Raw genomic sequence first — 24,981 nt, 5'->3', positions numbered from 1 at the left:
GCGCTTCCGGCCGGCGGTGCGCACCCCGGCTCGGGCGGCGGTTCAGCCCTTCGACGTGCGCAGCCCGGTGGCGGTGGCGGTGACGGCGCGCTCGAACCAGGTGCCGGTGTCGGCCGCCGAGCGGGTCCAGACCGCCACGCACTGGGTGACCCGGCCCTGGTGCAGGCAGCCGTACCGGTGCGGGAAACGGGTGCCGTCGGACAGGGTCATGGTGGCCGACACCGTCCGGCCCGGCACGCCCAGCCCGGCGGGCAGCGTCCCGGCGGTGTGGCCGGTGGTCATCTGGCCGGCCTCCTCGTCGCGCTCGCACGCCTCCAGCACGTCGAAGACCTGCCGGACCGCGTCCGCGGCGGTCGCCTCGTCCGGATAGACCACCGTCTCCTGGGCGATCTCGACGAACTCGCCGGCCGGGGTGCCCTCCGGCGTGCCGAAGACCCGGGTGGACACGACGAGCCGCCGGTCGAGCAGGGGCAGCGGGCGACCGCACACGACGCCGTCGGAGTCGAGTTGCTCGCTGGCGTTCTCGGGCTTCTCGGCCAGGCCGGCCAGGCTGCCGGTCGCGGCGTACCGGTCGCGCAGCGCCTCGGCAGCGCCCCCGTCGGTGGGTGAGGGCGCGGCGAGGGCCGGCGCGGGGGCGGCGGCAGCGCCGGGCTCGGTGGCGGAACCGCAGCCGGCGAGGCCGGCGAGGCCGGCGACCAGCGCCGCCGCGATGATCAACCGTCGGGACACCGGAGGGATGCTAGACGGAGATCGACGCCCGTGGCGCCCCGGGGAGCGCCCGCGTCAGGCGGGGCGGGCGCCGACCGCGTCGCGTACCTCGGCGCCCTGCTCGCCCTCGACGGCGCGGGCGCAGTGGGCGCAGCAGAAGAAGCGGCCGGAGACCTCGACGCCGTGCCCGACGATCTTGATCTGGCAGTGCTCGCAGATCGGCGCCATCTTGTGCACCGCGCACTCGAAGCAGTCGAACGTGTGCCGCGACCCGTCGACGGTGCGCACCTCGAACGCCATCCAGTAGTCGTTACCGCAAACCTCGCAGGTTGCCATGCGAAACCCCCCGAAAACGGACCTGTCATCCGAGAGTCGCGCAGACGACACCATCGAGCAACCGGAACCGGCGAACCTGATCCGGCCCTACGGCGAGTCGCTCCCGGCGTGTCGAGCGTTGACTCCGGTGACCGCCGAAAATCCCCGGAGGATCCGTGATCAAGCGCAACAAACTCTTCGGCAACCAGACCCGGGTGACGTTCTCGCTGCCCCGGGACACCCCGCCCGGCACGGTGAGCGTGGTCGGCTGCTTCAACGGCTGGGAGCCCGGCCGGCACGAGCTGGTGCCGCGCCGCGACGGCACCCGTACCGTGACGGTCCGGTTGAAGCCGGGGGAGTACCGCTTCCGTTACCTGGCCACCGGCGGCGTGTGGCTGGACGACGAGGCCGCCGACCGGGTGGACGAGGCCGGCGGCCTGCTGCGGCTGTGACGCCGCCGTCAGCCGGCGCTGGGCTCCAGCCGCACCGAGATCGAGTTGACGCAGTGCCGGGTGTCCTTCGGGGTGAAACCCTCACCCTCGAAGACGTGCCCGAGGTGGCTGTCGCAGCGCGCGCAGCGGATCTCGATCCGGCGCATCCCGAGCGTGTTGTCCGGGATCTCCTTGACCGCGCCCGGGATGGCGTCGTCGAAGCTCGGCCACCCGCAGTGCGAGTCGAACTTGTCCTCGCTGCGGAACAGTTCCAGCCCGCAGGCCCGGCAGTGGTAGACGCCGGGGGTCTTGGTGTCGACGTACTCACCGGTCCAGGGCGCCTCGGTGCCGGCCTCGCGGAGCACCCGGAACTCCTCGGGGCTCAGCCGCACGCGCCATTCGTCCTCGGTACGGGGCAGTTCGTTGTCGGAAAGACTCACCCCTTCACGGTACGTCGGCTGTCGGTGGCATCGCATATGGTCGCGTGATGGCGGGCAAGGGCACGGTCGAAGAGATCGAGGTAGCCGGGCACACGGTGCGGCTGAGCAGCCCCGACCGGGTGATCTTCCCCCAGCGGGGCTTCACCAAGGCCGACGTCTTCCGCTACTACCTGGCCGTCGGCGACGGGATCATGCGCGCCCTGCGCGACCGGCCGACCACGCTCCAGCGCTTCCCCGACGGCATCGAGGGGGAGATGTTCTTCCAGAAGCGGGTGCCGCAGCGGGGCGTACCCCCGTGGGTCCGCACCGCGCGGATCGCCTTCCCCAGCGGCCGCCCGGCCGACGAGCTGTGCCCCGCCGACCTGGCGCACGTGGCCTGGGCGGCGCAGATGGGCACCGTCGTGTTCCACCCGTGGCCGGTGCGCGCCGCCGACACCGACCGCCCCGACGAACTGCGCGTCGACCTCGACCCGCAGCCCGGCACCGACTTCGCCGACGCGGTGACCGCCGCCGGTGAGCTGCGCGGCCTGCTGGACGAGCTGGGCGTGCCCGGCTGGCCGAAGACCTCCGGTGGCCGGGGCGTGCACGTCTACCTGCGCATCCAGCCGCGCTGGACGTTCGTCGAGGTCCGCCGCGCCACCATCGCGCTGGCCCGCGAGCTGGAACGACGCCGCCCCGAGCTGGTCACCACCGCCTGGTGGAAGGAGGAACGGGGCGAACGGGTCTTCGTCGACTTCAACCAGATGGCGCGGGACCGCACCATCGCCTGCGCGTACTCGCTGCGCGCCAACGCGCGCGCCACCGTCTCCACCCCGGTCGACTGGGACGAACTGCCAGAGGTCGACCCGGACGACTTCCACCTGGGCACGGTGCCGGCCCGGTTCGCCGAGCGCGGCGACCCGCACGCCGGCATCGACGACGCCCCGTGGGACATCACGCCGCTGCTGGAGTGGGCCGAGCGGGACGCGGCGGACGGGCTGGGCGACATGCCGTACCCGCCGGAATACCCGAAGATGCCCGGCGAGCCGAAGCGGGTCCAGCCGTCGAAGGACCGCGACCGCCCCCGCCCCTGACGCCCGCCGCGCTCACGCCGCGCACGGGCCGTCATGGTCGTTGAGGTGGCCGCACCGGCCGGCGCCGTCGAGCCGGGCGTCGCACCAGACCCGGGTACGCACGAACTGGCTGTCCTCCTCGCTCAGCGTGGTCTCGCCGAAGTCGATGACGGTGACGTGGCCGAGCGAGTCGCGGAGCGTCACCGCGAGGGCAGCCGCCTCGTCGGCGCTGGTCAGCGTGGTGGGCAGGTGGATGATCCAGCGCTGTGCCGTCATCGGGGCCATCCGCCCGGCGGGGCGTCCGGGTCGCGGAGACGGCAGGCGCGATGCTGGGACTGCCACTGCCGCAGCGCCTGGCGCACGCGTTCGGCCTCGGTTCGCGTGGTGACCAGCTCACGGCTCAGGCGTTCGAGTTCGTCGGCGACCCGGTCGAGGTGGTCGCGCACCTGGGTCGGGTCGAGGCCGCGCCAGCGCCGGTCGAAGTAGGCGGCCCGGACGTGGTGCGGGAGCAGGCGTTCCCCGGTCACGTAGATCACCGCACGGGCGCCGTCTGCTCGGCGATGAGCGCGTGGATCTGGCGGTCGGTGAGCCCGCGCTCGTCGAGCACCCGCCGGCCCCAGCGGTGCAGCCGGCACGGGTGCGGCGCCCGGTCGTTGCGACAGCGCGGTCCCTCGGGCCACTGCTCGGGGGCGTGCACGGTGATCGCCCGGACCGCGAAGGCGACATCCTCGGCGGTGATGTAGGGCGGAAGCGGAATGTCGCCGAGGATACGATCGATCGAGTCCATGACTCTCCCTTGTGGATTGACGCCAGGCGTGGGGACGGATGCCGGGATGAGGTTTCGGGGAAAGGCATCCGTCCCCGCGAACCCGCCGCGTCCCCGGCGGGCACCACAATGGTCAATTCCCCTCTGGCCCGGGACAATCTTTCGCGGCAGAATGCAGACCAAGGGATGAGGTGCCTTACGCGACAACACCAAAGGAGATGACGTGGACGACTCGGGAAGCACCGTCCCGCGTAGGCAGCTCGGCAGATATCTGAGAGAACTTCGCGAAGGCGCGCACGTCACGGTGACCGCGGCGGCCAAGGAGCTGGAATGGTCGGCGCCCCGGATCTGGCGTTATGAAACGGGCCAGGTGCCGATGCACCCGAACGACGTGGAAGCCATGTGCCGCGTTTACGGCGCGTCGCGAGAAACCATCGAAACCATGCGCTCTCTGGCCCGGGAAACCAAGGCGCACGGCTGGTGGCACAGCTACGGGGAGGCAATCGAGGATTGGTTCAAGCTCTACGTGGGCCTGGAGTCAGCAGCGACAAAGATTCGGAAGTACGAAGCCGACTTGATCCCAGGGCTCTTGCAGACGGTTGAGTACATGCGCGAGCTGATCGCGGTAGACCAGCCAGGCTTATCCGAGACCGAGCGTAGGGCGAAGATCGATGTTCGGTTGCGTCGACAGCGACTGTTGGCGCGTGCCGTACCGCGAGCCCCCCACCTTGACGTGATCCTGAGTGAGGCAGTGCTGCGTCGCCCGCTGCGGGACCGTGCGGCGATGGGACGGCAGTTGGACGCGCTCGTGGAGAACGGGCGACGACACAACATCAACGTTCGAGTTCTCCCCTTGCATGCGGGCCTGTCGCGTTGGGCGTCCACCGGTACCTTCACGATGCTTGATTTCCCAACGGAGGTGCGGGCACCGGAGCCGACCACGATCTATATGGACGGACCCTGTGGTGCCGTTTACCTTGACAAGCCCCACGAAATCCAGATCTACGAAGATGCGTGGCGCTCGCTCGCGGAGCGGGCGCTCGGTACGGATGAGTCCCGCGAGTTGATCGGGGCGATAGCGAAGGAGATGCTCGATGGAGCGTGACGGAGTGTGGCGCAAGTCGTCCCGGTCCGGTAGTAATGGCGATTGCGTCGAGGTGGCCGGTTTCGCCGATACGATCGGCGTGCGGGACACCAAGGATCGGCAGGGACCGGCGTTGAGCTTCAACCCGACGGCCTGGACCCGGTTCGTCGGGTCGGTTCGCGCGGGTGGCTTGAACGACCGACCCTGAACTATATGGGCGGCGGGTCTGGTGCCAGCCAACTAGGCACCAGGCCCGCCGCTCAGCGTCAAGGACGGGCAGGCTATATAGATGGACACCCCCGCGTGCGTGGGGAGGGCGCGGGAGCGTGGACGCCCGCGGCCCCGTCTCCGGGGTGCCCCATGTGCGTGGGGAGGACGCCGCGAACGCCAACGTCGCCCGGCCCGCCCACGTAGAACCCCCACGTGCGTGGGGAGGACATGGTGAGCCCGTTCTCTCCGGTCAGGGTGAATGGAGCACCCCCACGTTCGTGGTAAGGACTTCCTGACCACGAACACGGTGTGGACGGACTTCGGAGCACCCCCACGTGCATGGGGAGGACGGTGCCGGCGCAGTCGGCTGGTAGACGTGGCCCGGAGCACCCCCACGTGCGTGGGGAGGACGGGTGCGCGCTCACCCCGGAGACGTCGTACGGCGGAGCACCCCCACTTGCGTGGGGAGGACCCCGGCTGCCCTTTCAGGTACCGGCCGCGCATCGGAGCACCCCCACGTGCGTGGGGAGGACGAGTTTGACGACCCGAACGAGATCCCCACCGACGGAGCACCCCCACGTGCGTGGGAGGACTGCATGTTCAGCCCACCGGACCGGTCGAGGAACGGAGCACCCCCACGTGCGTGGGGAGGACCTGCGCGGCGACGGCGCCCTGACGGCGTGCTGGGGAGCACCCCCACGTGCGTGGGGAGGACCACCGCGAGTAGTGCGGCAGGTCGAACGTGCCCGGAGCACCCCCACGTGCGTGGGGAGGACCGACGGACCTCCCGTCAGCCCACCTTCAGGATCGGAGCACCCCCACATTCGTGGGGAGGACATCGTCAGGTCGACCCAGAACGCCGCGATCATCGGAGCACCCCCACGTGCGTGGGGAGGACGCCGTCCAGCACTCGTGGTAACCGGGCCGATCCGGAGCACCCCCACGTGCGTGGGGAGGACTCCGCGGTGAGCTTGCGGGCCCGCTGGAACGCCGGAGCACCCCCACGTGCGTGGGGAGGACATAAATGTCCGTGATTCTCGACGTGCACCCCTCGGAGCACCCCCACGTGCGTGGGGAGGACATCGTCCAGGTCATGGACGATCTCGACGCCGACGGAGCACCCCCACGTGCGGGGGGAGGACCGACATGAGCAGCGGCACGACGCCCGCTACAGCGGAGCACCCCCACGTGCGTGGGGAGGACCCCGATAGCCCGCTGTAGCTGCCGGTCCGCGTCGGAGCACCCCCACGTGCGTGGGGAGGACTAGCTGCTCTTGCCGATCTTCTGCCCGTGGACCGGAGCACCCCCACGTGCGTGGGGAGGACCGGGGGTGCGGGGGCCACGGGGGTGGGATTGGTGGAGCACCCCCACGTGCGTGGGGAGGACGCCAGGTAGCTGGGGTACTGCCAGTGCCCGGCCGGAGCACCCCCACGTGCGTGGGGAGGACGCACACGGCGGTCTCGTACTTGACCTTGAAGCCGGAGCACCCCCACGTGCGTGGGGAGGACCTTCAGCGCGGCCTGCCGCAGTTGGTCGAGTTCCGGAGCACCCCCACGTGCGTGGGGAGGACGCGATGCCCAGCTCGTCCATCACCGCCCGGGCCGGAGCACCCCCACGTGCGTGGGGAGGACACGGGGAAGCAGCCGACCGGCAGTGACCCGAACGGAGCACCCCCACGTGCGTGGGGAGGACCCGTCCAGGTCGGTTGTGACCTCGACCCAAGCCGGAGCACCCCCACGTGCGTGGGGAGGACGGAAGCGACCCGGGAAGCGACCCGGGAGCTAACGGAGCACCCCCACGTGCGTGGGGAGGACCCGCGCAGGCCCACCATGATCGGGTGCTCGACCGGAGCACCCCCACGTGCGTGGGGAGGACGTCGTCGCCCGAGCTCTGCACACCTTCACCGACGGAGCACCCCCACGTGCGTGGGGAGGACGAGGCGTTGCGGGAGAACGGCGGTCACATCGACGGAGCACCCCCACGTGCGTGGGGAGGACACCCACGCGCGCAGGGGCTCGCCCGGGGGGAGCGGAGCACCCCCACGTGCGTGGGGAGGACACTTCGCGACCTGCGGGTTTATCGGCCCACTGTGCGGTTTTGCGCTGGCCGGGCTGAAGTGTCGTACGGCCGTGGTTGCATGCGGCTGCCCTCACGAGCGGGATGTGGAGCGGAGGTGATCGGTTTGGGTTTCGACCATGAAGCGGTCGACGCCGGGATCTGGGGCAAGTCTAGCCAGCTTCTGAAGCCGTACCCGTTGCTCTGGCACTTGATCGACACCGCTGCCGTCGCCGGGGAACTGTGGGACCGCTACCTGGCCCCGAATCAGCGCCGCGTCATTGCGGAAGGGCTGGGCACCAGCGATTCTCACGCCAAGTCGTTGGTGATGTTCTGGGCGGGGCTGCACGACGTCGGTAAGGTCTCGCCTGGCTTCCAGAAGAAGAACGAGGCTGCCTTCGGAGCACTGCTCGCTTGTGGCTTGTACGAGGACACGTCAGGCGATGGTTCGCTCCGACACGATGCGGCTGGCCAATTGTGTCTACCCGATCTTCTGGGGCCACTCGGATATTCCCAGTCAGGCCGTCGCGTCAGTAGCCGTCCGGTGTATCGCGTGGCTCAGGTCGTGGGCGGCCATCACGGACGTTTCCAGCAGACCAGCGGCCCACACAGCGGGCGACAGCAACTGGGTGAAGGCGGCTGGGCGCGACAGCGTGCGGCGTTCGTGCGGGTGGTGCATGAGGCGGTGGGCTGCCCCGAGCCGCCGCCGACCGTGACGGCGCCGGCCAGTGTGCTGGTCACGGGGCTTGTGATCCTCGCCGACTGGCTGGCCAGCCAGGAACACTTCTTGGTCGAGCAGTCGTCGCGGGTGCCGCAGCGCACCGATGCCGCCAGCGCCTTGGCTCACCTCGCTGCCCTGGCTGCGCCCGTCCGCACGCTGCTCGACGACGCGGGCCTGGTGGCGCCGCTGTACCGATCTGCGGGGTTCGAGGATCTGTTTCCGCACCGTCCGAACGCGCTTCAACGGTCCATCCTCGACGAAGTGCTTCCGGTGGTTGATGGACCGGGGTTGATGGTTGTGACGGCTGCGACGGGGGACGGAAAGACCGAAGCCGCGTTGGTGGCAGCCCGAAGGTTGGCCGAGGTGTGCGGGGCGCACGGGTTCTTCTTCGCCTTGCCGACGATGGCTACCTCGGACGAGATGTACCGCCGGGTGCGGGCATTCGCCGCCAAGCTGGCCGCGGGCCCGGCGCCGGTCACCCTGCTGCACAGCATGTCGTGGCTCAATGCCGAGTACGAAGCGCGGGCTGCGGCCGACCTCGCCGATCCCGGCGAGGTGGTCTCCGACGACCCGAGCCGTGACGTGATGGCGACCGATTGGCTGCGCGGCCGCAAGCGCGGACTGCTGGCCCCGATGGCGGTCGGCACCGTCGACCAGGCGCTCCTGGCCGCGCTGACCACCAAACACAACGCTCTACGCCTGCTCGGCCTGTCGGGCAAGGTGTTCGTGGTCGACGAGGCGCACGCCTACGACGAATACATGACGACCCTGCTGTGCCAGCTCCTGAACTGGCTCGGAGCGTACGGATGCCCGGTTGTCCTGCTGTCGGCGACGTTGCCGTCGTCGCAGGCGGCGACCCTCGTGCGGGCCTACGAGAAAGGTGCTGGGGTCGAGCGGTCGGCATGCGTTGTGCCGTACCCGGGTTGGACGTTCGTGCCGGCGGCCCAGGAACGTGATCCGCTCTCGATCTCCCCGCAGGCCCGAGAGGCGCTGGTGGCGGGCCGAAGCGTGAAGTTCACGCTCGACGTACGCCCGGTGCGTCACCTCGACGGGCCGGTAAGCGATCCGGCCGATCGACGAGAGGTGGTGCGGCAGGTGCTCGCGCCGGTCGCGGAGCACGGCGGGTGTGCCGGCGTCGTGTGCAACACGGTCAACGACGCGCAGCAGACCTATCGGGTGATCCGCGACTGGATGCCCGCCGCAGTGGACGTGATGCTGCTGCACTCCCGATTCCCGGCGCGCCGACGGGAAGAGATCACCGCCGCTATCACCGGTCGCATGGGCAGAGCCGGCGATCGGTCCCGTCCGACGGTCGTCGTTGCTACCCAGGTGATCGAGCAGTCGCTGGATCTCGACTTCGACCTCCTGGTGACCGACCTGGCTCCGATGGCGCAACTCCTGCAACGGGCCGGGCGGTGCCATCGACACGTCAGGCCGAGGCCGAGCTGGGCGGAGCAGCCGCGGGTGGTGGTCCTCGACCCGCGAGGGGCGGACGGCGCGGAACACGTCAAGCCTGCTGCCTGGGGTGACGTTTACGCGCGGTACCTGCTGCGGGCGACGCACCAGCGACTCGCGGACATCGACACCATCGCGGTACCACACTCGGTGCAAAGCCACGTCGAGGCGGTGTATGCGCCGCCACCCATCCGTCACGACCAGGTGCTGAGCGCGGAGTACGACGAGTACCGGGCCGGCCGGAGCGTCGAGCGAGGGGCAGCCGAACTGGGCGTCATCCCGAGCCCGGACGAGGTGACCGACCTGGAATCGCTGAGCCGCACCGATACGCCGGAGTGGCGCGCCTCCACCCGTCTCGGCGCCGAATCGGAGCGCGTGCTCTGCTGCTACCTCGACCCGGATGGCGGCCAATGGCTCGACGCCGAACGCCGGACTCCGCTCCCACAGCACGGGTCCAGGCGTGACGGCCGGTTCCGGAACGAGGAGGTACGGGCGATCCTCCAGGAGACGATCCCGGTACGTGCCGACCTGATCCGGGGATACGAGCCCTCAACCGGATTGCCGACGGTATGGAGTGAGAACGCCTGGCTCAAAGAAATCCACCCGCTGTGGATGCCGATCACTCCCCGCGGTCCCGGAGGGGCCGTCTGGGGCGACCGATCGGCTCATCTCGATCCAGAACTTGGACTCGTTGTCACTTCCACAGGTGCGGGGTGAGCTGACGGTGAAAGTCAATCATTTGACATGAGGCTTCGCATCGAGCCGCCGACTCGGCACCCTCATGCGGTCTGCCTTCAGGAGTCATGCTAAATGATGAAATCTTTCGATCTGATAGATCGACCGTGGATACCGGTGACGGCCGGCGGTGAGTCCGAGTTGGTCGGGCTCCGTGAGCTGTTCGTCCGGGCGGCTGAGTTCGACGACCTCGTGCTTCCGGTGCCGCCGGCCGCGTCGGGGCTGTGGCGGATCCTGTACGCGATCACCGCCCGCGTGACCGGCCTCGACGCCCTGCGCGGGGACCGATGGCGGCAGCGGCAGGAACAGGTGCTCGATCGGGGTGGGTTCGTCGCGGACGACGTGGACGCCTACTTCGAGAAGCATCGCGGCCGGTTCGACCTGTTCGACTCTCGTCGACCGTGGATGCAGGATCCGCGGCTGGCCACCGAGTGCCCGAAATCCTCGGGGATCAACAAGCTGGTGTTCGACCGCCCAGCCGGCAACACGCAGGTGTGGTTCGGCCACCACACGGACGCTGACCCGGCGGCCCTGGCACCCGGCGAAGCGGCGTGGTACCTGATCGCGCAGTTGTACTACGGCGCATCCGGAAGGTGCAGCAGCCGCGAAGTGGCCGGACAGAAGTTCGCCAACAGCAACGCCGGCCCGTTGCGGGGTGCCATGTCGTATCACCCGCTCGGGGAGAACCTGTTCGAGTCGCTGGTGGTAGGCGTGCCCTCGCAGGTGTCCGGGCAGGGCGAGGGACCTGACCTGTGCCCCTGGGAGCGCGACGAGCTACCGGATCCGCTGGGTGTGCCGTGGAAGATGTCCTGGCCGTGCGGTGAGTTGACCGGCCGCGCCCGACATGCGGTGCTGCTGGTGCCGGACAGCACCGGGGAGGCGGTGGCGGACGCCTACGTCACCTGGGCGTGGCGGCTCCCTGGCTCGGCGGCTCGCGATCCGTATGTGGTGCACCGGCAGAACAAGGACGGGGGCTGGTACCAGTTGCCGGCCGACGGATCCCGGGCGTTGTGGCGGGACGTCGAAGCCCTACTGGGTGCCGCTGGCGAGATCAAGACCCGCCGCCCCGACATCATGGCCGCCGCAGCCGACCTCCAACTCGGCGGACGTGTCCGCGCGTACGGATTCGACCAGGACGGGCAGGCCAAGGACCGGCAGTGGTTCACCGCCGTGACCCCACCGATCCTTGGCTGGCTGCGGGAGCGCGATCCGGCGACCGCCGACGGTGTTGCCGCCCTGACCAGGGCGGCCGAGTCGAGTGGCCGACGAGTCGGTGCGGTGCTGCGGCAAGCCTGGCGCGAGGCCGTCAACGTCAAGGACCGGGAAGGGCCGTGGGCGCGCACGGCTGAGGCCATCTACTGGTCGCGGGCCGAAGCGGTGTTCTGGGAACACGTACGAGACGGCCGGTTCTCCGACGGGAGTAAAGCCTTCGCCCACCTCGCGCACGACGCCATCGACCGTGCCGCTGCGGACGTCAGCTCACCCCGGCTGGTACGGGCGGTGCAGACGGCGCACCGGCTGCTGTCGACCACACCGAAGAAGGGATCCGCCACATGACGTCCACGGACACCGAGGAAAGGCACTCCGACGCCTTCGTGCGACGGATCACCGAGCAGTGCCTCCGCGACCGTGGCCGGCGTGCGGCGTTGCGCCGCGGACTGCGTCGTCGGCCCGAGCAGGCGTACACCATGCACGCCGTCGTCGCCCCGCTGCTCCGACCGTCGATGCGACAGGACCAGGAGTACGCCTACTACGCCGTAGCGGCGATGATCGCTGCGACGATTCGGGACCGGCCGAACATCGGTCGCACCGACGAGACCGCCGAAGCCGACGAGGCCGAGGCTTCCCCCACCGGCGACACCGGACGGGGAAATCGACCCAACCTCGGGCAGTCGTTGGCCTGGGCGGTGTGCCGACCCGGACCGGGACGCCGCGCGATGAACCAGGCCACCGCCGAGAAGCGGCTGCACCTGCTTGTCCGCCAGGGCTACCCGGGCCTCTACCAGCACCTGGCAGGTGTCGTCCGGCACCTCGGCACGGTCGAGTCCCAGGTCGACTGGGCGCAGCTTCTCGACGACCTCTGCCGGTGGCGGTATTACCGCGACCAGGTTGCCAAGTCCTGGCTTCAGTCGTTCTACCGCACCCTGCACGACGCCGACCGCCGTGCCGAGAAGCAGCACCACCCGATCCTGGAGGAATCAGCATGATTGCCCGCTACGTCGACATTCACCTGCTGCAAACCGTTCCGTACGCCAATCTCAACCGCGACGACCTGGGCTCGCCCAAGACCGTGCGTTTCGGGGACGCGGACCGTACCCGGGTCTCCAGCCAGAGCTGGAAGCGGGCCGTGCGGCAGGAACTGGAGACCTCGTCCGGCGATGCGGCCAAGCGGACCCGGCAGCTACCGCAGGCCGTCCAGGCGCGGCTGGTGAGACAGGGCTGGGATACGGAGCTGGCAACGTTCGCCGCCGCGCAGCTCATGGCGACGCTCGCGACGATGGCCGTGAAGGCCGACGGCTTCAAGGTCGACAAGGAGTCCGGCGAGGCGCAGGTGCTGTTCTACCTGCCGGAGCGGGCCTTCGACGAACTGGCCGACGTCTGTGTGCAGCAGCGTGACCGGCTCGCCGGTCTGCACGCCGGCACGGTCAAGCTCAAGAAGGGCGAGGCGGCGCTTCCGGCCGACGCCGTGCGCGCGGCGATGGCCCGCCGTAACGACGTGATCAACCTGTTCGGGCGGATGCTGGCGGAACTGCCCGGCACCAACGTGGACGGCGCCGTGCAGGTTGCACATGCGTTCACCACCCACAGCACGGATCCGCAGGTCGACTTCTTCACCGCCGTGGACGACCTGAAGCAGGACGCCGACCAGGCCGGCAGCGGACACATGAACAGTGCCGAGTTCAGCACCGGCACGTTCTATCGGTACGCCAGTGTCAACCTGCGGGACCTCGTCGAAAACCTCGGTGACGCCGCCACGGCGGTCGAGCTGACCTCGGCGTTCCTGTCGGCGTTCATCACCGCCATGCCGCAGGCGAAGAAGAACTCCACCGCGCCGTTCACCGTCCCCGACCTGGCCTACGTCGCTGTTCGCAGCGACCGGCCGGTATCTCTGGCCAGCGCCTTCGAAGTGCCGATCCGGGCCACGCTCGACAGCGGTTACGCCGATCCCTCGCGGCGGCAACTTGCCGACTACGCCGGCCGGATCTACCGGCTGATCGGCGACCGTGGGTTGATCTACCACGGGTACGCCAGCATCGACGACAAGGGATTGGAGCAGCTCGGTGAGACCCGGCCGAGCTTCGACGCCCTGATCGCTGCCGCCGTCGAACGCGTGAGGGCGGAATGACGGGCCTTCTGCTGCGGTTGGCCGGGCCGATGCAGTCGTGGGGTGACCACAGCACGTTCAGCGTCCGGGACACCGCCACCGTCCCGACCCGCTCGGCGATGATCGGCATCATCGCCGCCGCCCAAGGTCGGCGGCGCGGCGAGTCGATGAGCGACCTCGCGGCTCTGGAGTTCACCGTTCGGGTCGACCGGCCCGGCCGGCTCATGTACGACTTCCACACCGTCGGCGGTGGCCTGCCACCGGAGCGGACCGTGCCGACAGCGGAGGGCAAACGGCGGCCCGCGGGAACCGGCACGATCGTCTCGCGTCGGTTCTACCTGGCGGACGCCGTGTTCACCGTCGCGGTCACTGGCCCGGATGCGCTCGTGGACCAGGTCCACGAGGCGCTAACGAATCCCGTCTGGGCTCCGTATCTGGGGCGCCGCTCCTGTCCGGTGGAGCACCCGTTCGTGCTGTCGGGCCCGATCACCGACGCCGTGGGCGACCTGGACCACCTGCCTCTCAACCGATCCCGCCCCAGTCGCGATGCGGACTTCGTCAGCGTGGACTTCGTGACGGGCGGACCGGGCGGCGATGGCGCCGCAAGCCGGATGACGCTCAACGACGTACCCGTGGATCTTGATTCGGCGGCGGGGGAGCGGCGTCCGCGCCGCCGCTTCCTGACCCGTGAGGTTCACGTCAGCAGCCGCAGCCTCCCGGCCGATCTGTGCGCGGGCATCGGCGCGGAATATCTCGACGCACTGGACCAGCATCTGCGAGGAGTCCGCACGTGACCGCCTGGCTGACCCGAATCGCACCCGACCTTCGCCACCCGGCAGCGCGACGGGACATGCGCGACATCACCGCCGTGCACCGCAGGGTGATGTCGCTGGTACCGGACGACCTGGGTGAACAACCACGGCAACACGCGGGTGTCCTCTTCCGGCTCGACCACACCACTTCCGGCCCGGTGCTGCTGGTCCAGACAACCCTGCCACCGGACCCGGCCCGGCTGCCGGACGGCTACGGCACCGTCGACACCCGCGACGTCAGTCCACTTTTCAAGGCACTGGACGCCGGAAGACCGGTGCACTACCGGATCGCCGCCAACGCGTCCAAGCGGGCATGGAAGGGCGACAGCGCCGGCAAGATCGTCGCGCTCTCCGGTCAGCAGGCCGAGCAGTGGTGGCAGCGCAAGGCCGAGACCGCCGGCCTCGACCTGCGTCACCTTCGCGCCCAGCCGCAACCGGCCGCCCGCGGCCGTGCCGTTCCGGTACGCCACGCCATCACCCTCTTCGAGGGACAGGCCGTGATAGCCGATCCCGACCGGGTGCGCGCCGCCGTGCTGAGCGGCATCGGACGCGGGCGCTCGTTCGGCTGCGGACTGCTCAGCCTCGCCCCGATGCGGTGAGCGCCAACGCCCGGCAGCGACTCGCCGCACCGACCCTGGCCATGCTGCCCCGGGTGGCGGACTCGCTGAGCTTCCTCTACGCCGACATCGTCCGCATCGTCCAGGACGACACAGGCGTCCTCGCGCAGGTGGATACCCCGAAAGGAACCGAACGCGTCTACCTGCCCACCGCAGCCATCAGTTGTCTCCTTCTCGGTCCCGGCACATCGATCACCCACCGCGCCCTGTCGACCTTGGCCCGACACGGCACCACGGTCGTCTGCGTCGGCTCCGGTGGGGTCCGTTGCTACGCCGGCATCACTCCCACCTCCCTCACCACCAACTGGCTGGAGAAGCAGGCCCGGAGCTGGGCTGACGACCACAGCCGCCTCCAGGTGGCGACACGCATGTACGAGCACCGCTTCGGCGAGTCCGTAGCCGAAGGCACCACGCTGGCCCAGCTTCGCGGCATGGAAGGCCAGCGTATGAAGGCGCTCTACCGGCTGATGGCGCAGAAGTATCGAACCGGCAAGTTCCGCCGCAACTACGACCCCGAAGCCTGGGACGCCCAGGACCCGGTCAACCTGGCGCTCTCCGCAGCCAGCGCCAGCCTCTACGGCGTGGTGCACGCCGTCATCCTCGCCCTGGGCTGCTCACCGGCGCTCGGCTTCGTCCACAGCGGCACTCAGCACGCCTTCGTGTACGACATCGCCGACCTCTACAAGGCCAAGGTCACCGTGCCGCTCGCCTTCTCCCTGAGCACGTCAGCTCAACCCGAACGGGACGTACGACGCAAGCTGCGAGACGAGTTCCGCCTGCTCAAGCTGATGCCGACAATCGTCGCCGACATTCAGCGCCTGCTCGATCCCGACAGCGCACCCAAGCAGCGTCAGCCCGCTGCCGAAGTCACCTCTCTCTGGGATCCGGACATGGGCTCTGTGCCGTCCGGGGTCAACTACGGCTCGGACTCCTGGGACTGACATGGCCTCGATGGTCGTCCTCGCCACCACCGCTGTGCCCGACCACCTCCGGGGTGCGCTCAGTCGTTGGATGATCGAAGTAACCCCCGGCATGTTCGTCGGCACTCTGTCGGCCAAAGTCCGCGATGAACTGTGGAACGCCGCGAGCGCAGTGGTGGGCGACGGTGCTGCCGTTCTCATCCACCCGGACGACACCGAGCAAGGGTTTTCGCTACGGACAGCGGGAGAGCGTCGACGGCGCCCAGTGGACTTCGACGGCCTTACCCTCGTCGCCATGAGTCCGAAGGAAGATCCGCGGGCCGCTCAGGAGCCGGTCGAAGAAATCTGGCCGGAGGGCTGGTAAAGCCGCAGGTCGCGAAGTGTCCTCCCCACGCACGTGGGGGTGCTCCGTCGTACGAAATGGCAGCCGACGACGTGACGGCGTCCTCCCCACGCACGTGGGGGTGCTCCGTACGAGGGTGCGATGTTGCAGGAGCCGAAGCGGTCCTCCCCACGCACGTGGGGGTGCTCCGCCGTCGCCATCGCCACCGACGCCGCCGACTTCGTCCTCCCCACGCACGTGGGGGTGCTCCGAAGTACCCCGACACCGTGACCGTTCTCCTGTAGTCCTCCCCACGCACGTGGGGGTGCTCCGCCTCCGGCGCCGAAACCGGCCCCGGCTCCAACGTCCTCCCCACGCACGTGGGGGTGCTCCGTCGCCGGTGGGCAGGTAGACGGTTTCGTAGTCGTCCTCCCCACGCACGTGGGGGTGCTCCGGGCCCGCCGGTCACCTGGCGGGCCCTTCCCTAGTCCTCCCCACGCACGTGGGGGTGCTCCGTCCACTCACGGCCTCAGCACCGCCCAGTCGTCGTCCTCCCCACGCACGTGGGGGTGCTCCGTGCGCTGAGGCGCAGGGCTGGCGCGCGGCGTTGTCCTCCCCACGCACGTGGGGGTGCTCCGGTGGGCGCGCAGTCCGTGGACGACGAGCCGTGGTCCTCCCCACGCACGTGGGGGTGCTCCGGGATCATGGCGCTCGCGCCGGCGCTCGCCCCGGTCCTCCCCACGCACGTGGGGGTGCTCCGGCGTGCGGGTCGATCTGACGCCGACCGCTGACGTCCTCCCCACGCACGTGGGGGTGCTCCGCCGTGCTCGGTGCGCAGCCGAACCGCCAGCGTGTCCTCCCCACGCACGTGGGGGTGCTCCGCTGGTCACGGCCCGGGGTGAGCACCTGGTGCCGTCCTCCCCCACGCACGTGGGGGTGCTCCGCGGAAGATGGTCCCGGCGACGCTGTTGCAGTCGTCCTCCCCACGCACGTGGGGGTGCTCCCATGCCGGGCGGCGCGGACGAGTGTACGTGCTGTCCTCCCCACGCACGTGGGGGTGCTCCGCACCGCGAGATCGGGCGGGGAGTCAGGTCGGGGTCCTCCCCACGCACGTGGGGGTGCTCCGAGTATTGCCACGGTCGGCGTGTTGATCGCATGTCCTACCCGCCCACCTGGGAGTGCTCCGCGAACCTTCGAGTTGCCCACGACAGCGCGTGCACCTGTCGACGCCAACGGTCACGGCGTGCCAGACCCTGCGAATGCTCCCCGGCTCTCGGGCGGCGCACGGAAGGCCGATAACGATCATGTAACGGGCGCGAACCTTTTCGTGGGTGTCACTGCTCTCTCTCGGCATCGGCCCGCCGGGGCCAGGAGAGGACGTCGGATGAAGCTGGTGTGGAGGCGGGCGGTAGAAGCCCGTGGGCTGCTGCTCGCCGCCGCTGTCGCGGCACTCGTCGCGGTCGCGTTGGTCACCGGGCTCTCCGACTACAACCGCCGGGCGGTGGACGCGGGCGCCCGGGCGGTGCTCGACGCCGCCCCGGCGGAGGAGCGCAGCCTGTTGATCAGCGGCTCCGGCGGGGCGGACGCCGCCGCGTACGCGGAGCGGGACCGGGCGGTACGGGCACAGTTCGCGAACGGGCTGGGCGGGGCGCCGGTCACGGTGGCCGGGATCCGCTCCGGCACCGGGCGGGAGCTGACCGGTGACGTGGGCGCCGCCCGTACCGACGACGACCCGATGTTCGCCAACCTGGCCACGCTTGACGACCTGCCCGCGCACGCCGAGCTGACCGCCGGGGCGTGGCCGGTGCCCGGCAGCAACCCGCTGCAGGTGACGCTGCCGGAGAAGGTGGCCGCGCAACTGGGCCTCGAGGTCGGCGAGCGGGTGCCGCTGTACGACCGGGGCGCGGAGCGGGCCAGCACGGTGGTGGTGGCCGGCACGTGGCGGCCCCGGGACGCGGCCGAGGCGTACTGGCGGCTCGCCCCGGGGGTGGGGGAGAGTCAGGGCGACGCGGAGGTCACCTCGTACGGGCCGTTCGCGCTCGACCCGGCCGACTTCGCCCGTACCTTCCCCGGCTCGACCTCGGCGGCCTGGCTGGTGGACCCCGACCTGGTGGCCGTCGAGCCGGCCCGGTTGCCGGCCGTGACCACAGCGCTGAACGAGATCACCGAGAAGCTGCCCGAGGCCACCGGCCTGGGCTCCTCCACGCAGCAGGTCAGCCACCTGGACCGGCTCGTGGACCGGCTGGGCCGGGCCGACCTGGTGGGCCGGTCCGCGCTGCTCACCCCGCTGCTGCTGATCGTGGTGCTCGGCGGGTACGCGCTGGTGCTGGTGGCCGCGCTGCTCAACGAGGACCGGCGGGCGCAGACCGCGCTGCTGCGGGCCCGGGGCGCCGCGCGCCGGCAGATCGCCGGATTCGCCGTACGCGAGGCCACGCTCGTGGTGGCGCCGGCGCTGCTGCTGGCTCCGGCGCTGACCGGGCAGGCGGTCCGGTATCTCGGCGCGGACCTGCGGCTGGCCGACGGCGATCTGGCCCGGGTCTGGGTGGTCGCGGTGGGCGCGGCGGTCGGCTGCCTGCTCGCCATGGTGCTGCCGGCGTTGCGCCGGGCCGGCACCTACGTCGCCGACATGGCGGCCCGGTCCCGCCCGTCCCGCAGCGCCGCCGTGCAGCGCGCCAGCGTGGACGTGGTGCTGGTGGCGCTCGCCGTGCTCGCCTGGACCCAGTTGCGGCAGTACTCCTCGCCGCTGGCCGGCGCGAACGGCAGCCTCGGCATCGACCCGCTGCTGGCCGCCGCGCCCACGATCGGCGTGCTGGCCGGCGCGGTGATCGCGCTGCGGCTGCTGCCGCCGACCACCCGGATCGCGGAACGTTTCGTCGACCGCCGGCCGTGGAACGCCACCATGTTCGGCATGTGGCAGGCGGGGCGTCGCCCGCACGCCGGCCCGGTGCTGCTGCTCGCGCTCGCCGTCGGCGGCAGCACGCTCGCGTGGTCGCTCGTCGCCTCCTGGGAACGCTCGCAGCGCGACCAGGCCCAGCACACCGTCGGCACGGACCTGCGGCTGACCGAACGTGACGGCACCGCCCCCGCGGACCGGGCCGCCCAGCTGGCCGCCGCGCCCGGCCTGGACCGGGTGCTGCCCGCCTGGCGTGACGACGTGCGCCTGGGCCGCGAGGCCCGGCCGGCGACGGTGGTGGCCCTGGACGCCGCCGCCGCGAAGGGGATGATCCGGCTCGACGACGCCGACGGCGGGGCGTCCACCGGTGCCCTGCTGGACCGGCTCGCGCGCGGCCGGGGCGCGCCGGTCGGCGGTGTCCTGCCGGCCGGGGCGAAGACGTTCTCCGGCATTGTCCGCACCCCGGTGGAGAGCATGTACGACCGGCCGCGCGTCGCCGTGACCGCGCTGTTCGCCACCGACGCCGGGGCCACGTGGCGGGTCCGGCTGGCCGAGGCCGGCGGCGAGGGACGGCCGGTGCGCTTCTCCGTGCCGCTGCCCGACACCGGCGGCGCCCCGCTGCGGCTGGCCGGTTTCGAGGCCGACGGCGGTGACGCCACCGGCAACTCGTACCGGCTGCTGCTCAGCGACCTGCGGCTCACCGACGGCGGCGGCGCGGCGCTGCCGTTGCCGGTGGAGGGGGCGTGGCGGGTGATCGACCCGGGCAGCGGGCCACGCCGGGACGCCCGGGCCACGCCCACCGAGGTGGACGCGACGCAGGGCTTCGACGTGCCCGCGGGGCTGTTGCAGTTCGCCCGGGTGCCGTCGTCCCGGTTCGCCGTGGTGCCCATGGCCGAGGACCCGCCGGTGCCGGTGCTGATCACACCGGGGGTCGCCGCCGCGCTGAGCGTGCAGACCGGTGACACCGTCAAGCTGTCGGTCTCCGAGGTGACGATCGAGGCCACGGTGGTCGGCCAGGTCGCCGCGATCCCCGGCACCGCTGGCGACGGCGTGCTGCTGGACCTGCCCACCGCCGGCGCCCAGTTGCTGGAACGCAGCGGAGGCGTACGGCCGGTGGCCGAGTGGTGGCTGCGTACCACGCCGGGTGGGCACGCCGCCGCGACCGAGGCCCTCGCCGCTGTCGGCGGCACGGTGCTGCTGGACCGGCAGCGCGTGGCGGAGGAGGCCGCGGGGGACCCGTACTGGCAGGGCGCCCGCACCGGGCTGCTCGCCGCCGCGCTCGGGTCGGTGCTGCTGGCGCTGGTCGGCCTGGCGGTCGACGTGTGGGCCACCACCCGGCGGCGGCTCACCGAACTGGCCGTGTTCAACACGCTCGGCGCGAACACCCGGCTGCTGGCCCGCGCCTACCTCGCCGAGCAGGGTTTCCTGGCCGCGATCGGAGTCGGCGTCGGGCTGCTGGTCGGCGCCCTCGTCGCGGCCACCATGGTGCCGCTTGTGATCCTCACCCCGGCCGCCGGCCGGCCGGTGCCCGAGGCGGTCTTCACAGTGCCCTGGGTGCCGATCGGGGCGACCGCCGCCGGGCTGCTGCTCGCCGCGCTCGCCTTCGCCGCCGTCATCACCACCGGCATCCGCCAGCGGGTCGCCGCCGCGCAGCTCCGGATCGGAGGAGAACGATGAGCCTTCCTGGTGCCGCGCGCCGGGTCCGCGCATACGGGGGGCAGTTCCTGCTGCTCGCCGTCCTGACCCTGGTGACCGCGCTGTTGATCACGGGCGTGCCCCGGGTCGCCGACCGGCTGACCGGGCAGGGGCTCACCGAGTACGTGGCCGGTCAGCCGGTGGCCCGCCGGGACCTCACGTACAGCACCGCGCCGGACGTCGTGCCCGCCTCGGAGCAGCCCGTCGCCGCCAGCCGGGGGACCCTGCTCGCGGCGATCGAGGAGAAGATGCCCGCCGAAGTGCGCGACACGATCGGCGAGCGCTGGTTCGCGGCGCAGACCGTCCCGGGGCGACTGCGCGGTCCGACGCTCAGCGACGACAAGGGGCTGATCGACCTGCACCTGCGCGCCGGCACCGGCATCCGGGAGGCGGCCACCCTGGTCGACGGGCGGTGGCCGGAACGCGGCGTCACCCCGGCCGGCGCGATCGAGGTGACGCTCGCCGATACGATCGCCACCACGCTGGGCGTCGCGGCCGGCGACCGGTTCCGTCTCTCGCTGCTGGACGCCGACAACAACGTGCTCAACTCCCGCCCGGTCGACCTGGTCGGCGTGTGGCGGCCGAACGACCCGGCCGGCGGTGTCTGGGACACGCTGCCGTCGATGCTGAAGCTCAGCCCGCCGGAAGGCGACGGCCAACCGTTCGTGGGCGTCGCGTACACCGCCGACGCGGGTCTGAACTCGATCACCGCCGGGGAATGGCCGGTGGCCTTCGGCTGGCGGTACCGGATCGCACCGGACCGGCTCGAACCGGGCCGCCTCGACGCGCTGATCGCCGGCGTCGACGGGCTGGACCGGGCGATGCCCACCGAGGTCAAGGTGACCCTCAGCCAGGGCGTGGACATCCCGCTGCGGCGTTTCGCCGACTCGCTCGCCGCCGCGCGTACCCTGCTCGCGGTCATCGCCGCCGGGCTGCTCGCCACGCTGGCCGGGCTGACGCTGCTGGCCGCCCGGCTGGCCGCGAACCGACGCCGCGCCGAGTTCCACCTGATCCGGGCCCGCGGTGGCTCGACCGGTGACGTGCTGCGCCGCGGTCTGGCCGAGTCGCTGCTGGTGCTGCCGGCCGCGGCCGGGATCGGCTGGCTGCTCGGCGGGTTGCTGCCCGGCGCCGGGTCGCCGTGGCTCTGGGTGCTGATCGCCGGGCTGCTGGCCACGCTGCTGCCGCCACTCGCCGCGCTCGCGGTCGGCCGCCGCGCCGGTGGCCGCTCCGACCTCGGCGGCCGGTCGCCCGCCGTCCGGCTCACCGTCGAGGTGGCGGTGCTCGGGCTCGCCGTGCTCGGCGCGTTCCTGCTGCGCCGCCGCGGGCTCACCGCCGGTTCGGTGGACCCGCTGCTGGTGTCCGTGCCGGTGCTGCTGGCGATCGCGGCGGCGCTGGTGGCGCTGCGCGCGTACCCCTGGCCCTTGCGGCTGCTCAGCCGCGTCGCGGCCCGGGCGCGCGGCAGCGTCGCGTTCCTCGGCGCCGCCCGCGCGGGCCGGGCCGCGAGTACCGGGCCGCTGGTCGTGGTGGTGCTGGCCGTCGCCACCGCCGCGTTCTGCGGCGTGGTGGCGACCGGCATCGAGAGCGGCCGGGACACCGCCGCCGCCCAGGCCGTGCCGGGTGACCTGCTGGTACGCGGGGAGCGCTTCGCGCCGGACACCGCCGGGAAACTGGCTGAGCTGCCCGGGGTACGCGCTGTCGCGCCGCTGCTCACGGTGCCGGCCGAGCGCCCGTACGCCGACCGCGCCGGACGCCCCGCGCCGGTCACCGAGCTGCGCGTGGTGCTCGTGGACGGCGAGCGGTTCGCCGAGGTGGCCAGTGCGGCAGGCGTACCGGTGAGCGTGCCCGACCCGGTGCGGGCCCGCGCCGACGGGAGCACGCCGCTGCCGGCGCTGGTGTCCCCGGCGGTCGCCGACGAGCTGGCCGACGCCGGGCTCGCCGACGCCCAGGGGGACCGGCCCGCCTGGCTGGACGTGCAGGGCAACCGGCTGCCGGTGCGCACCGCCGCCACCGTCGACGAGTTCGCGCTCGTCGGCGACGGCGTGGCGCGGTTCGTGGTGCTGCCGTGGCCGGCGTTGCCGGCGGACGCGCCGCACCAGCTCGCGCCCACCGGGTTCGTGCTGGCCGGCGCGGGCGTGGACGCCGCCGAGGTGGACCGGGTCGCGCGTGAGGGGCAGAACCGCTACCTGCGCATCGGCGGGGTCGGCACCGGGGACAAGGCCCGCGCGCCGGAGGTCACCACCCGTTCGGCCGTCCGCGCGGACCTGGGCGGTACCGGCGTGAACGGCCTGCTGGTGTTCGGTTTCGCGCTCGGCGCCGGGGGCGGCGCCGTGCTGGGGCTGCTCGGGCTCGCGCTCGCGGTGCTCGCCGGGGCCCGCTCGCGCGGGCAGGTGCTGTCCCGGCTGCGCACCATGGGCCTGTCCCGCCGGCAGTGGCGCGGCATGCTGATGGTCGAGCTGACCCCGCTGGTGCTGGTGTCGGTGCTCACCGGGGCGGTGGTCGGCGCGTTGCTGCCGCTGCTGCTCACGCCGGTGCTCGGGCTGCCCGCCTTCACCGGCGGCGTGGACGTACGCCCGCAGTTCGAACCCGGCCTGGTCGCCGGGGTGTCGGTCCTGGCCATGCTGGCCCTCGGCTTCGCGATCACCGTGGAGGCCGTGAACAACCGCCGGATGCGCCTCGGCGAGGTGCTGCGGCTCGGAGAGGAGAGCTGAGATGACCGCGACCGCCGAGACGTCCGTACCGGACCTGGCGTCCCTGCAGCAACGCGCGGCCGAACGGGCCGCGCAACGGGCCGGAGGGCGGGACCGGCTGCGCGGGCACATCGTCTGCGACGGCCTGGTACGCATCTTCAAGACCGAGGGCGTCGAGGTCGTCGCCCTGCAGGGCCTCGACCTGGTCATCGACCGGGGTGAGCTGGTCGCGATCGTCGGGGCCTCCGGCTCCGGCAAGTCGACCCTGCTGAACATCCTGTCCGGCCTGGACACCCCGACCGCCGGCATCGCCCGGGTCGCCGACTACGACCTGCTGTCGCTGTCGAACAAGCGGCGGCTGGCGTACCGGCGGGAGGTGGTCGGCTTCATCTGGCAGCAGACCGGCCGCAACCTGCTGCCGTACCTGACCGCGCTGGAGAACGTGGAGCTGCCGATGAAGCTGGCCGGGCGGGGCGGCGGGCGGCGCAAGCGGCGGGAACGGGCCCGCGAGCTGCTGGACATGGTCGGCGTCGGCTACTGCGCGGACCGCCGTCCGGGCCAGATGAGCGGCGGCGAGCAGCAGCGCTGCGCGGTTGCCGTGGCGGTCGCGAACGACCCGGAGATCCTCTTCGCCGACGAACCCACGGGTGAGCTGGACGAGGCCACCGGCGCGGAGGTGTTCGCCGCGCTGCGCACCATCAACGCCGAGCTGGGGGTCACCATCGTGGTGGTCACCCACGACCACGCCGTGGCCGGCCAGGTCCGCCGTACCGTCGCGATCCGCGACGGCCGGACCGCCTCCGAGGTACGCCGGACCGCGCGCGTCACCGCCGACGGCGGCACCGAGATGGTCAGCGAGGAGTACGCGGTGCTGGACCGCACCGGCCGGATGCAGCTGCCGGCGCAGTTCGTGGAGGCGCTGTCGCTGCGTGACCGGGTCCGCCTCAATCTGGAACCCGATCACGTCGAGGTGCGCCCCGGCGACCGGACGCACGCCGAGGAGAGTGAGTGATGACCGACCAGACAGTGGTGCTGCCGGCGGTGCCGGGGACGGCAGTGGAGGACGTGGTCCGGGTCGAGGGGGTGAGCCGCACCTTCGGCAAGGGCGAGCACGCCGTGCACGCCGTACGGGACGTCTCCTTCACCGCCCGGCGCGGCGAGCTGGTCGCGGTGCGGGGCCGCTCCGGCGCCGGCAAGACCACGCTGCTGAACCTGGTCGGCGGCCTGGACCGCCCGGACGCCGGCCTGATCCGGGTGGCCGGGCACGAGGTCACCGCCGCGGGCGAGCGGGAGCTGCTGGCGTTGCGGCGGGGCACCATCGGGTTCGTGTTCCAGACGTTCGGCCTGGTGCCGATCCTGTCCGCCGCGGAGAACGTCGGGGTGCCGCTGCGGCTGGCCAAGGTGCCGGCGGCCGAGCGGGAGCAGCGGGTGGCGGTGCTGCTGGAGCTGGTCGGGCTGGGCGGGCACGCGGCGCAGCGCCCGTACGAGCTGTCCGGCGGGCAGCAGCAGCGGGTGGCGGTGGCCCGGGCGCTGGCGAACGAGCCGGACCTGCTGATCGCCGACGAGCCAACCGGCCAGCTCGACTCGGAGACCGGCCGCTCGATCATGGACCTGCTCCGGGCGGTGGTGCACGCGCGGGGGATGACCGCGCTGGTTGCCACGCACGATCCGGCGCTGATCGAGATGGCCGACCGGACGCTGACGCTGCGCGACGGCCGGCTGGCGCCGGAGGACTGAC

General features: G+C 71.7%; 22 protein-coding genes and 2 CRISPR repeat arrays. Of the genes, 16 read left to right on the top strand and 6 right to left on the bottom strand.

What is annotated here, in order from left to right:
• Positions 1-42 precede the first annotated feature (42 nt).
• Positions 43-729: a hypothetical protein gene (locus HA073_RS00270; protein WP_166455454.1), complete on the bottom strand. Its 687-nt coding sequence runs from the start codon at positions 727-729 to the stop codon at positions 43-45.
• A gap of 54 nt (positions 730-783) precedes the next feature.
• Positions 784-1,044, bottom strand: a complete 261-nt coding sequence (locus HA073_RS00265; RefSeq protein WP_030503017.1) for a hypothetical protein — start codon at positions 1,042-1,044, stop codon at positions 784-786.
• Between the two features lie 155 nt (positions 1,045-1,199).
• On the opposite strand from HA073_RS00265, the gene HA073_RS00260 reads away from it, so the two are divergent.
• The gene (locus HA073_RS00260; RefSeq protein ID WP_043325634.1) at positions 1,200-1,475 is read left to right on the top strand and encodes an isoamylase early set domain-containing protein; all 276 of its coding nucleotides are present in this window, start codon (positions 1,200-1,202) and stop codon (positions 1,473-1,475) included.
• Between the two features lie 8 nt (positions 1,476-1,483).
• Here the strand turns inward: HA073_RS00260 and msrB are convergent, their stop codons facing one another.
• Positions 1,484-1,894, bottom strand: a complete 411-nt coding sequence (gene msrB, locus HA073_RS00255) for a peptide-methionine (R)-S-oxide reductase MsrB (protein ID WP_030503019.1) — start codon at positions 1,892-1,894, stop codon at positions 1,484-1,486.
• 47 nt (positions 1,895-1,941) lie between these two features.
• On the opposite strand from msrB, the gene ligD reads away from it, so the two are divergent.
• The gene (gene ligD / locus HA073_RS00250) at positions 1,942-2,967 is read left to right on the top strand and encodes a non-homologous end-joining DNA ligase (RefSeq protein ID WP_166455453.1); all 1,026 of its coding nucleotides are present in this window, start codon (positions 1,942-1,944) and stop codon (positions 2,965-2,967) included.
• A 12-nt stretch (positions 2,968-2,979) separates the two neighbouring features.
• On the opposite strand, the gene HA073_RS00245 is transcribed toward ligD, so the two are convergent.
• Genes HA073_RS00245 through HA073_RS00235 form a run of 3 tightly spaced genes read right to left on the bottom strand, consistent with a single transcriptional unit; the run spans position 2,980 to position 3,733 of the window.
• Complete coding sequence (locus HA073_RS00245) at positions 2,980-3,231, bottom strand: hypothetical protein (RefSeq protein ID WP_104114386.1); 252 nt, start codon at positions 3,229-3,231, stop codon at positions 2,980-2,982.
• Positions 3,219-3,482 carry a DivIVA domain-containing protein gene (locus tag HA073_RS00240; RefSeq protein ID WP_104114385.1) on the bottom strand — a complete coding sequence of 88 codons (264 nt, stop codon included), beginning with the start codon at positions 3,480-3,482 and terminating at the stop codon, positions 3,219-3,221. The genes HA073_RS00245 and HA073_RS00240 overlap by 13 nt, the downstream gene beginning before the upstream one ends.
• The gene (locus tag HA073_RS00235; RefSeq protein WP_166455451.1) at positions 3,479-3,733 is read right to left on the bottom strand and encodes a hypothetical protein; all 255 of its coding nucleotides are present in this window, start codon (positions 3,731-3,733) and stop codon (positions 3,479-3,481) included. The genes HA073_RS00240 and HA073_RS00235 overlap by 4 nt, the downstream gene beginning before the upstream one ends.
• 202 nt (positions 3,734-3,935) lie before the next feature.
• Here HA073_RS00235 and HA073_RS00230 point away from each other — a divergent pair, with 202 nt between their 5' ends.
• From HA073_RS00230 to HA073_RS00165, 14 genes are all read left to right on the top strand, one after another.
• Positions 3,936-4,817, top strand: a complete 882-nt coding sequence (locus tag HA073_RS00230; RefSeq protein ID WP_166455450.1) for a helix-turn-helix transcriptional regulator — start codon at positions 3,936-3,938, stop codon at positions 4,815-4,817.
• Between the two features lie 4 nt (positions 4,818-4,821).
• Positions 4,822-5,004, top strand: a complete 183-nt coding sequence (locus HA073_RS00225) for a DUF397 domain-containing protein (protein ID WP_166455648.1) — start codon at positions 4,822-4,824, stop codon at positions 5,002-5,004.
• Between the two features lie 140 nt (positions 5,005-5,144).
• Positions 5,145-7,064: a CRISPR direct-repeat array (repeat unit 29 nt; unit sequence CGGAGCACCCCCACGTGCGTGGGGAGGAC).
• A 115-nt stretch (positions 7,065-7,179) separates the two neighbouring features.
• Positions 7,180-9,954, top strand: a complete 2,775-nt coding sequence (gene cas3, locus HA073_RS00220; protein ID WP_166455449.1) for a CRISPR-associated helicase Cas3' — start codon at positions 7,180-7,182, stop codon at positions 9,952-9,954.
• Between the two features lie 93 nt (positions 9,955-10,047).
• On the top strand, positions 10,048-11,529 hold the full coding sequence (gene casA / locus HA073_RS00215) for a type I-E CRISPR-associated protein Cse1/CasA (protein ID WP_166455448.1): 1,482 nt from the start codon (positions 10,048-10,050) through the stop codon (positions 11,527-11,529).
• The gene (gene casB, locus HA073_RS00210; RefSeq protein WP_205795735.1) at positions 11,526-12,179 is read left to right on the top strand and encodes a type I-E CRISPR-associated protein Cse2/CasB; all 654 of its coding nucleotides are present in this window, start codon (positions 11,526-11,528) and stop codon (positions 12,177-12,179) included. The genes casA and casB overlap by 4 nt, the downstream gene beginning before the upstream one ends.
• The gene (gene cas7e / locus HA073_RS00205; protein WP_166455447.1) at positions 12,176-13,318 is read left to right on the top strand and encodes a type I-E CRISPR-associated protein Cas7/Cse4/CasC; all 1,143 of its coding nucleotides are present in this window, start codon (positions 12,176-12,178) and stop codon (positions 13,316-13,318) included. The genes casB and cas7e overlap by 4 nt, the downstream gene beginning before the upstream one ends.
• The gene (gene cas5e / locus HA073_RS00200; protein WP_166455446.1) at positions 13,315-14,091 is read left to right on the top strand and encodes a type I-E CRISPR-associated protein Cas5/CasD; all 777 of its coding nucleotides are present in this window, start codon (positions 13,315-13,317) and stop codon (positions 14,089-14,091) included. The genes cas7e and cas5e overlap by 4 nt, the downstream gene beginning before the upstream one ends.
• On the top strand, positions 14,088-14,708 hold the full coding sequence (cas6e, locus tag HA073_RS00195; RefSeq protein WP_166455445.1) for a type I-E CRISPR-associated protein Cas6/Cse3/CasE: 621 nt from the start codon (positions 14,088-14,090) through the stop codon (positions 14,706-14,708). Before cas5e ends, cas6e begins: the two co-directional genes overlap by 4 nt.
• Before the next feature lie 41 nt (positions 14,709-14,749).
• Complete coding sequence (gene cas1e / locus HA073_RS00190; RefSeq protein WP_205795805.1) at positions 14,750-15,667, top strand: type I-E CRISPR-associated endonuclease Cas1e; 918 nt, start codon at positions 14,750-14,752, stop codon at positions 15,665-15,667.
• A 1-nt stretch (position 15,668) separates the two neighbouring features.
• Positions 15,669-16,010: a type I-E CRISPR-associated endoribonuclease Cas2e gene (gene cas2e / locus HA073_RS00185; RefSeq protein WP_166455443.1), complete on the top strand. Its 342-nt coding sequence runs from the start codon at positions 15,669-15,671 to the stop codon at positions 16,008-16,010.
• Positions 16,011-16,028: 18 nt separating this feature from the next.
• Positions 16,029-17,154: a CRISPR direct-repeat array (repeat unit 29 nt; unit sequence GTCCTCCCCACGCACGTGGGGGTGCTCCG).
• Between the two features lie 198 nt (positions 17,155-17,352).
• A complete protein-coding gene (locus HA073_RS00180; protein ID WP_166455442.1) occupies positions 17,353-20,538 on the top strand; it encodes an FtsX-like permease family protein in 3,186 nt (1,061 codons plus the stop codon).
• On the top strand, positions 20,535-23,264 hold the full coding sequence (locus HA073_RS00175; RefSeq protein ID WP_166455441.1) for an FtsX-like permease family protein: 2,730 nt from the start codon (positions 20,535-20,537) through the stop codon (positions 23,262-23,264). Before HA073_RS00180 ends, HA073_RS00175 begins: the two co-directional genes overlap by 4 nt.
• A 1-nt stretch (position 23,265) precedes the next feature.
• Entirely contained in the window at positions 23,266-24,255 is a 990-nt protein-coding gene (locus tag HA073_RS00170) for an ABC transporter ATP-binding protein (RefSeq protein ID WP_069089390.1), read from the top strand.
• Entirely contained in the window at positions 24,255-24,980 is a 726-nt protein-coding gene (locus HA073_RS00165) for an ABC transporter ATP-binding protein (RefSeq protein WP_030503025.1), read from the top strand. The genes HA073_RS00170 and HA073_RS00165 overlap by 1 nt, the downstream gene beginning before the upstream one ends.
• Position 24,981 lies beyond the last annotated feature (1 nt).

Source organism: Micromonospora sp. CMU55-4 (genome assembly GCF_011602315.1).
Lineage (GTDB): Bacteria > Actinomycetota > Actinomycetes > Mycobacteriales > Micromonosporaceae > Micromonospora > Micromonospora chalcea.
The sequence above is the reverse complement of the archived record's forward strand: the minus strand, read 5'-3'. Positions and strand labels throughout refer to the sequence as shown.

Excerpts from the sequence above, each read along its gene's own strand:
- HA073_RS00265 (WP_030503017.1), bottom strand. The coding sequence starts at position 1,044 with ATGGCAACCTGCGAGGTTTGCGGTAACGACTACTGGATGGCGTTCGAG.
- casA (WP_166455448.1), top strand. The coding sequence starts at position 10,048 with ATGATGAAATCTTTCGATCTGATAGATCGACCGTGGATACCGGTGACG.
- HA073_RS00245 (WP_104114386.1), bottom strand. The coding sequence starts at position 3,231 with ATGGCCCCGATGACGGCACAGCGCTGGATCATCCACCTGCCCACCACG.
- cas2e (WP_166455443.1), top strand. The coding sequence starts at position 15,669 with ATGGCCTCGATGGTCGTCCTCGCCACCACCGCTGTGCCCGACCACCTC.
- casB (WP_205795735.1), top strand. The coding sequence starts at position 11,526 with ATGACGTCCACGGACACCGAGGAAAGGCACTCCGACGCCTTCGTGCGA.
- HA073_RS00180 (WP_166455442.1), top strand. The coding sequence starts at position 17,353 with ATGAAGCTGGTGTGGAGGCGGGCGGTAGAAGCCCGTGGGCTGCTGCTC.
- ligD (WP_166455453.1), top strand. The coding sequence starts at position 1,942 with ATGGCGGGCAAGGGCACGGTCGAAGAGATCGAGGTAGCCGGGCACACG.
- cas1e (WP_205795805.1), top strand. The coding sequence starts at position 14,750 with ATGCTGCCCCGGGTGGCGGACTCGCTGAGCTTCCTCTACGCCGACATC.
- HA073_RS00175 (WP_166455441.1), top strand. The coding sequence starts at position 20,535 with ATGAGCCTTCCTGGTGCCGCGCGCCGGGTCCGCGCATACGGGGGGCAG.
- HA073_RS00170 (WP_069089390.1), top strand. The coding sequence starts at position 23,266 with ATGACCGCGACCGCCGAGACGTCCGTACCGGACCTGGCGTCCCTGCAG.
- cas7e (WP_166455447.1), top strand. The coding sequence starts at position 12,176 with ATGATTGCCCGCTACGTCGACATTCACCTGCTGCAAACCGTTCCGTAC.
- cas5e (WP_166455446.1), top strand. The coding sequence starts at position 13,315 with ATGACGGGCCTTCTGCTGCGGTTGGCCGGGCCGATGCAGTCGTGGGGT.
- HA073_RS00235 (WP_166455451.1), bottom strand. The coding sequence starts at position 3,733 with ATGGACTCGATCGATCGTATCCTCGGCGACATTCCGCTTCCGCCCTAC.
- HA073_RS00165 (WP_030503025.1), top strand. The coding sequence starts at position 24,255 with ATGACCGACCAGACAGTGGTGCTGCCGGCGGTGCCGGGGACGGCAGTG.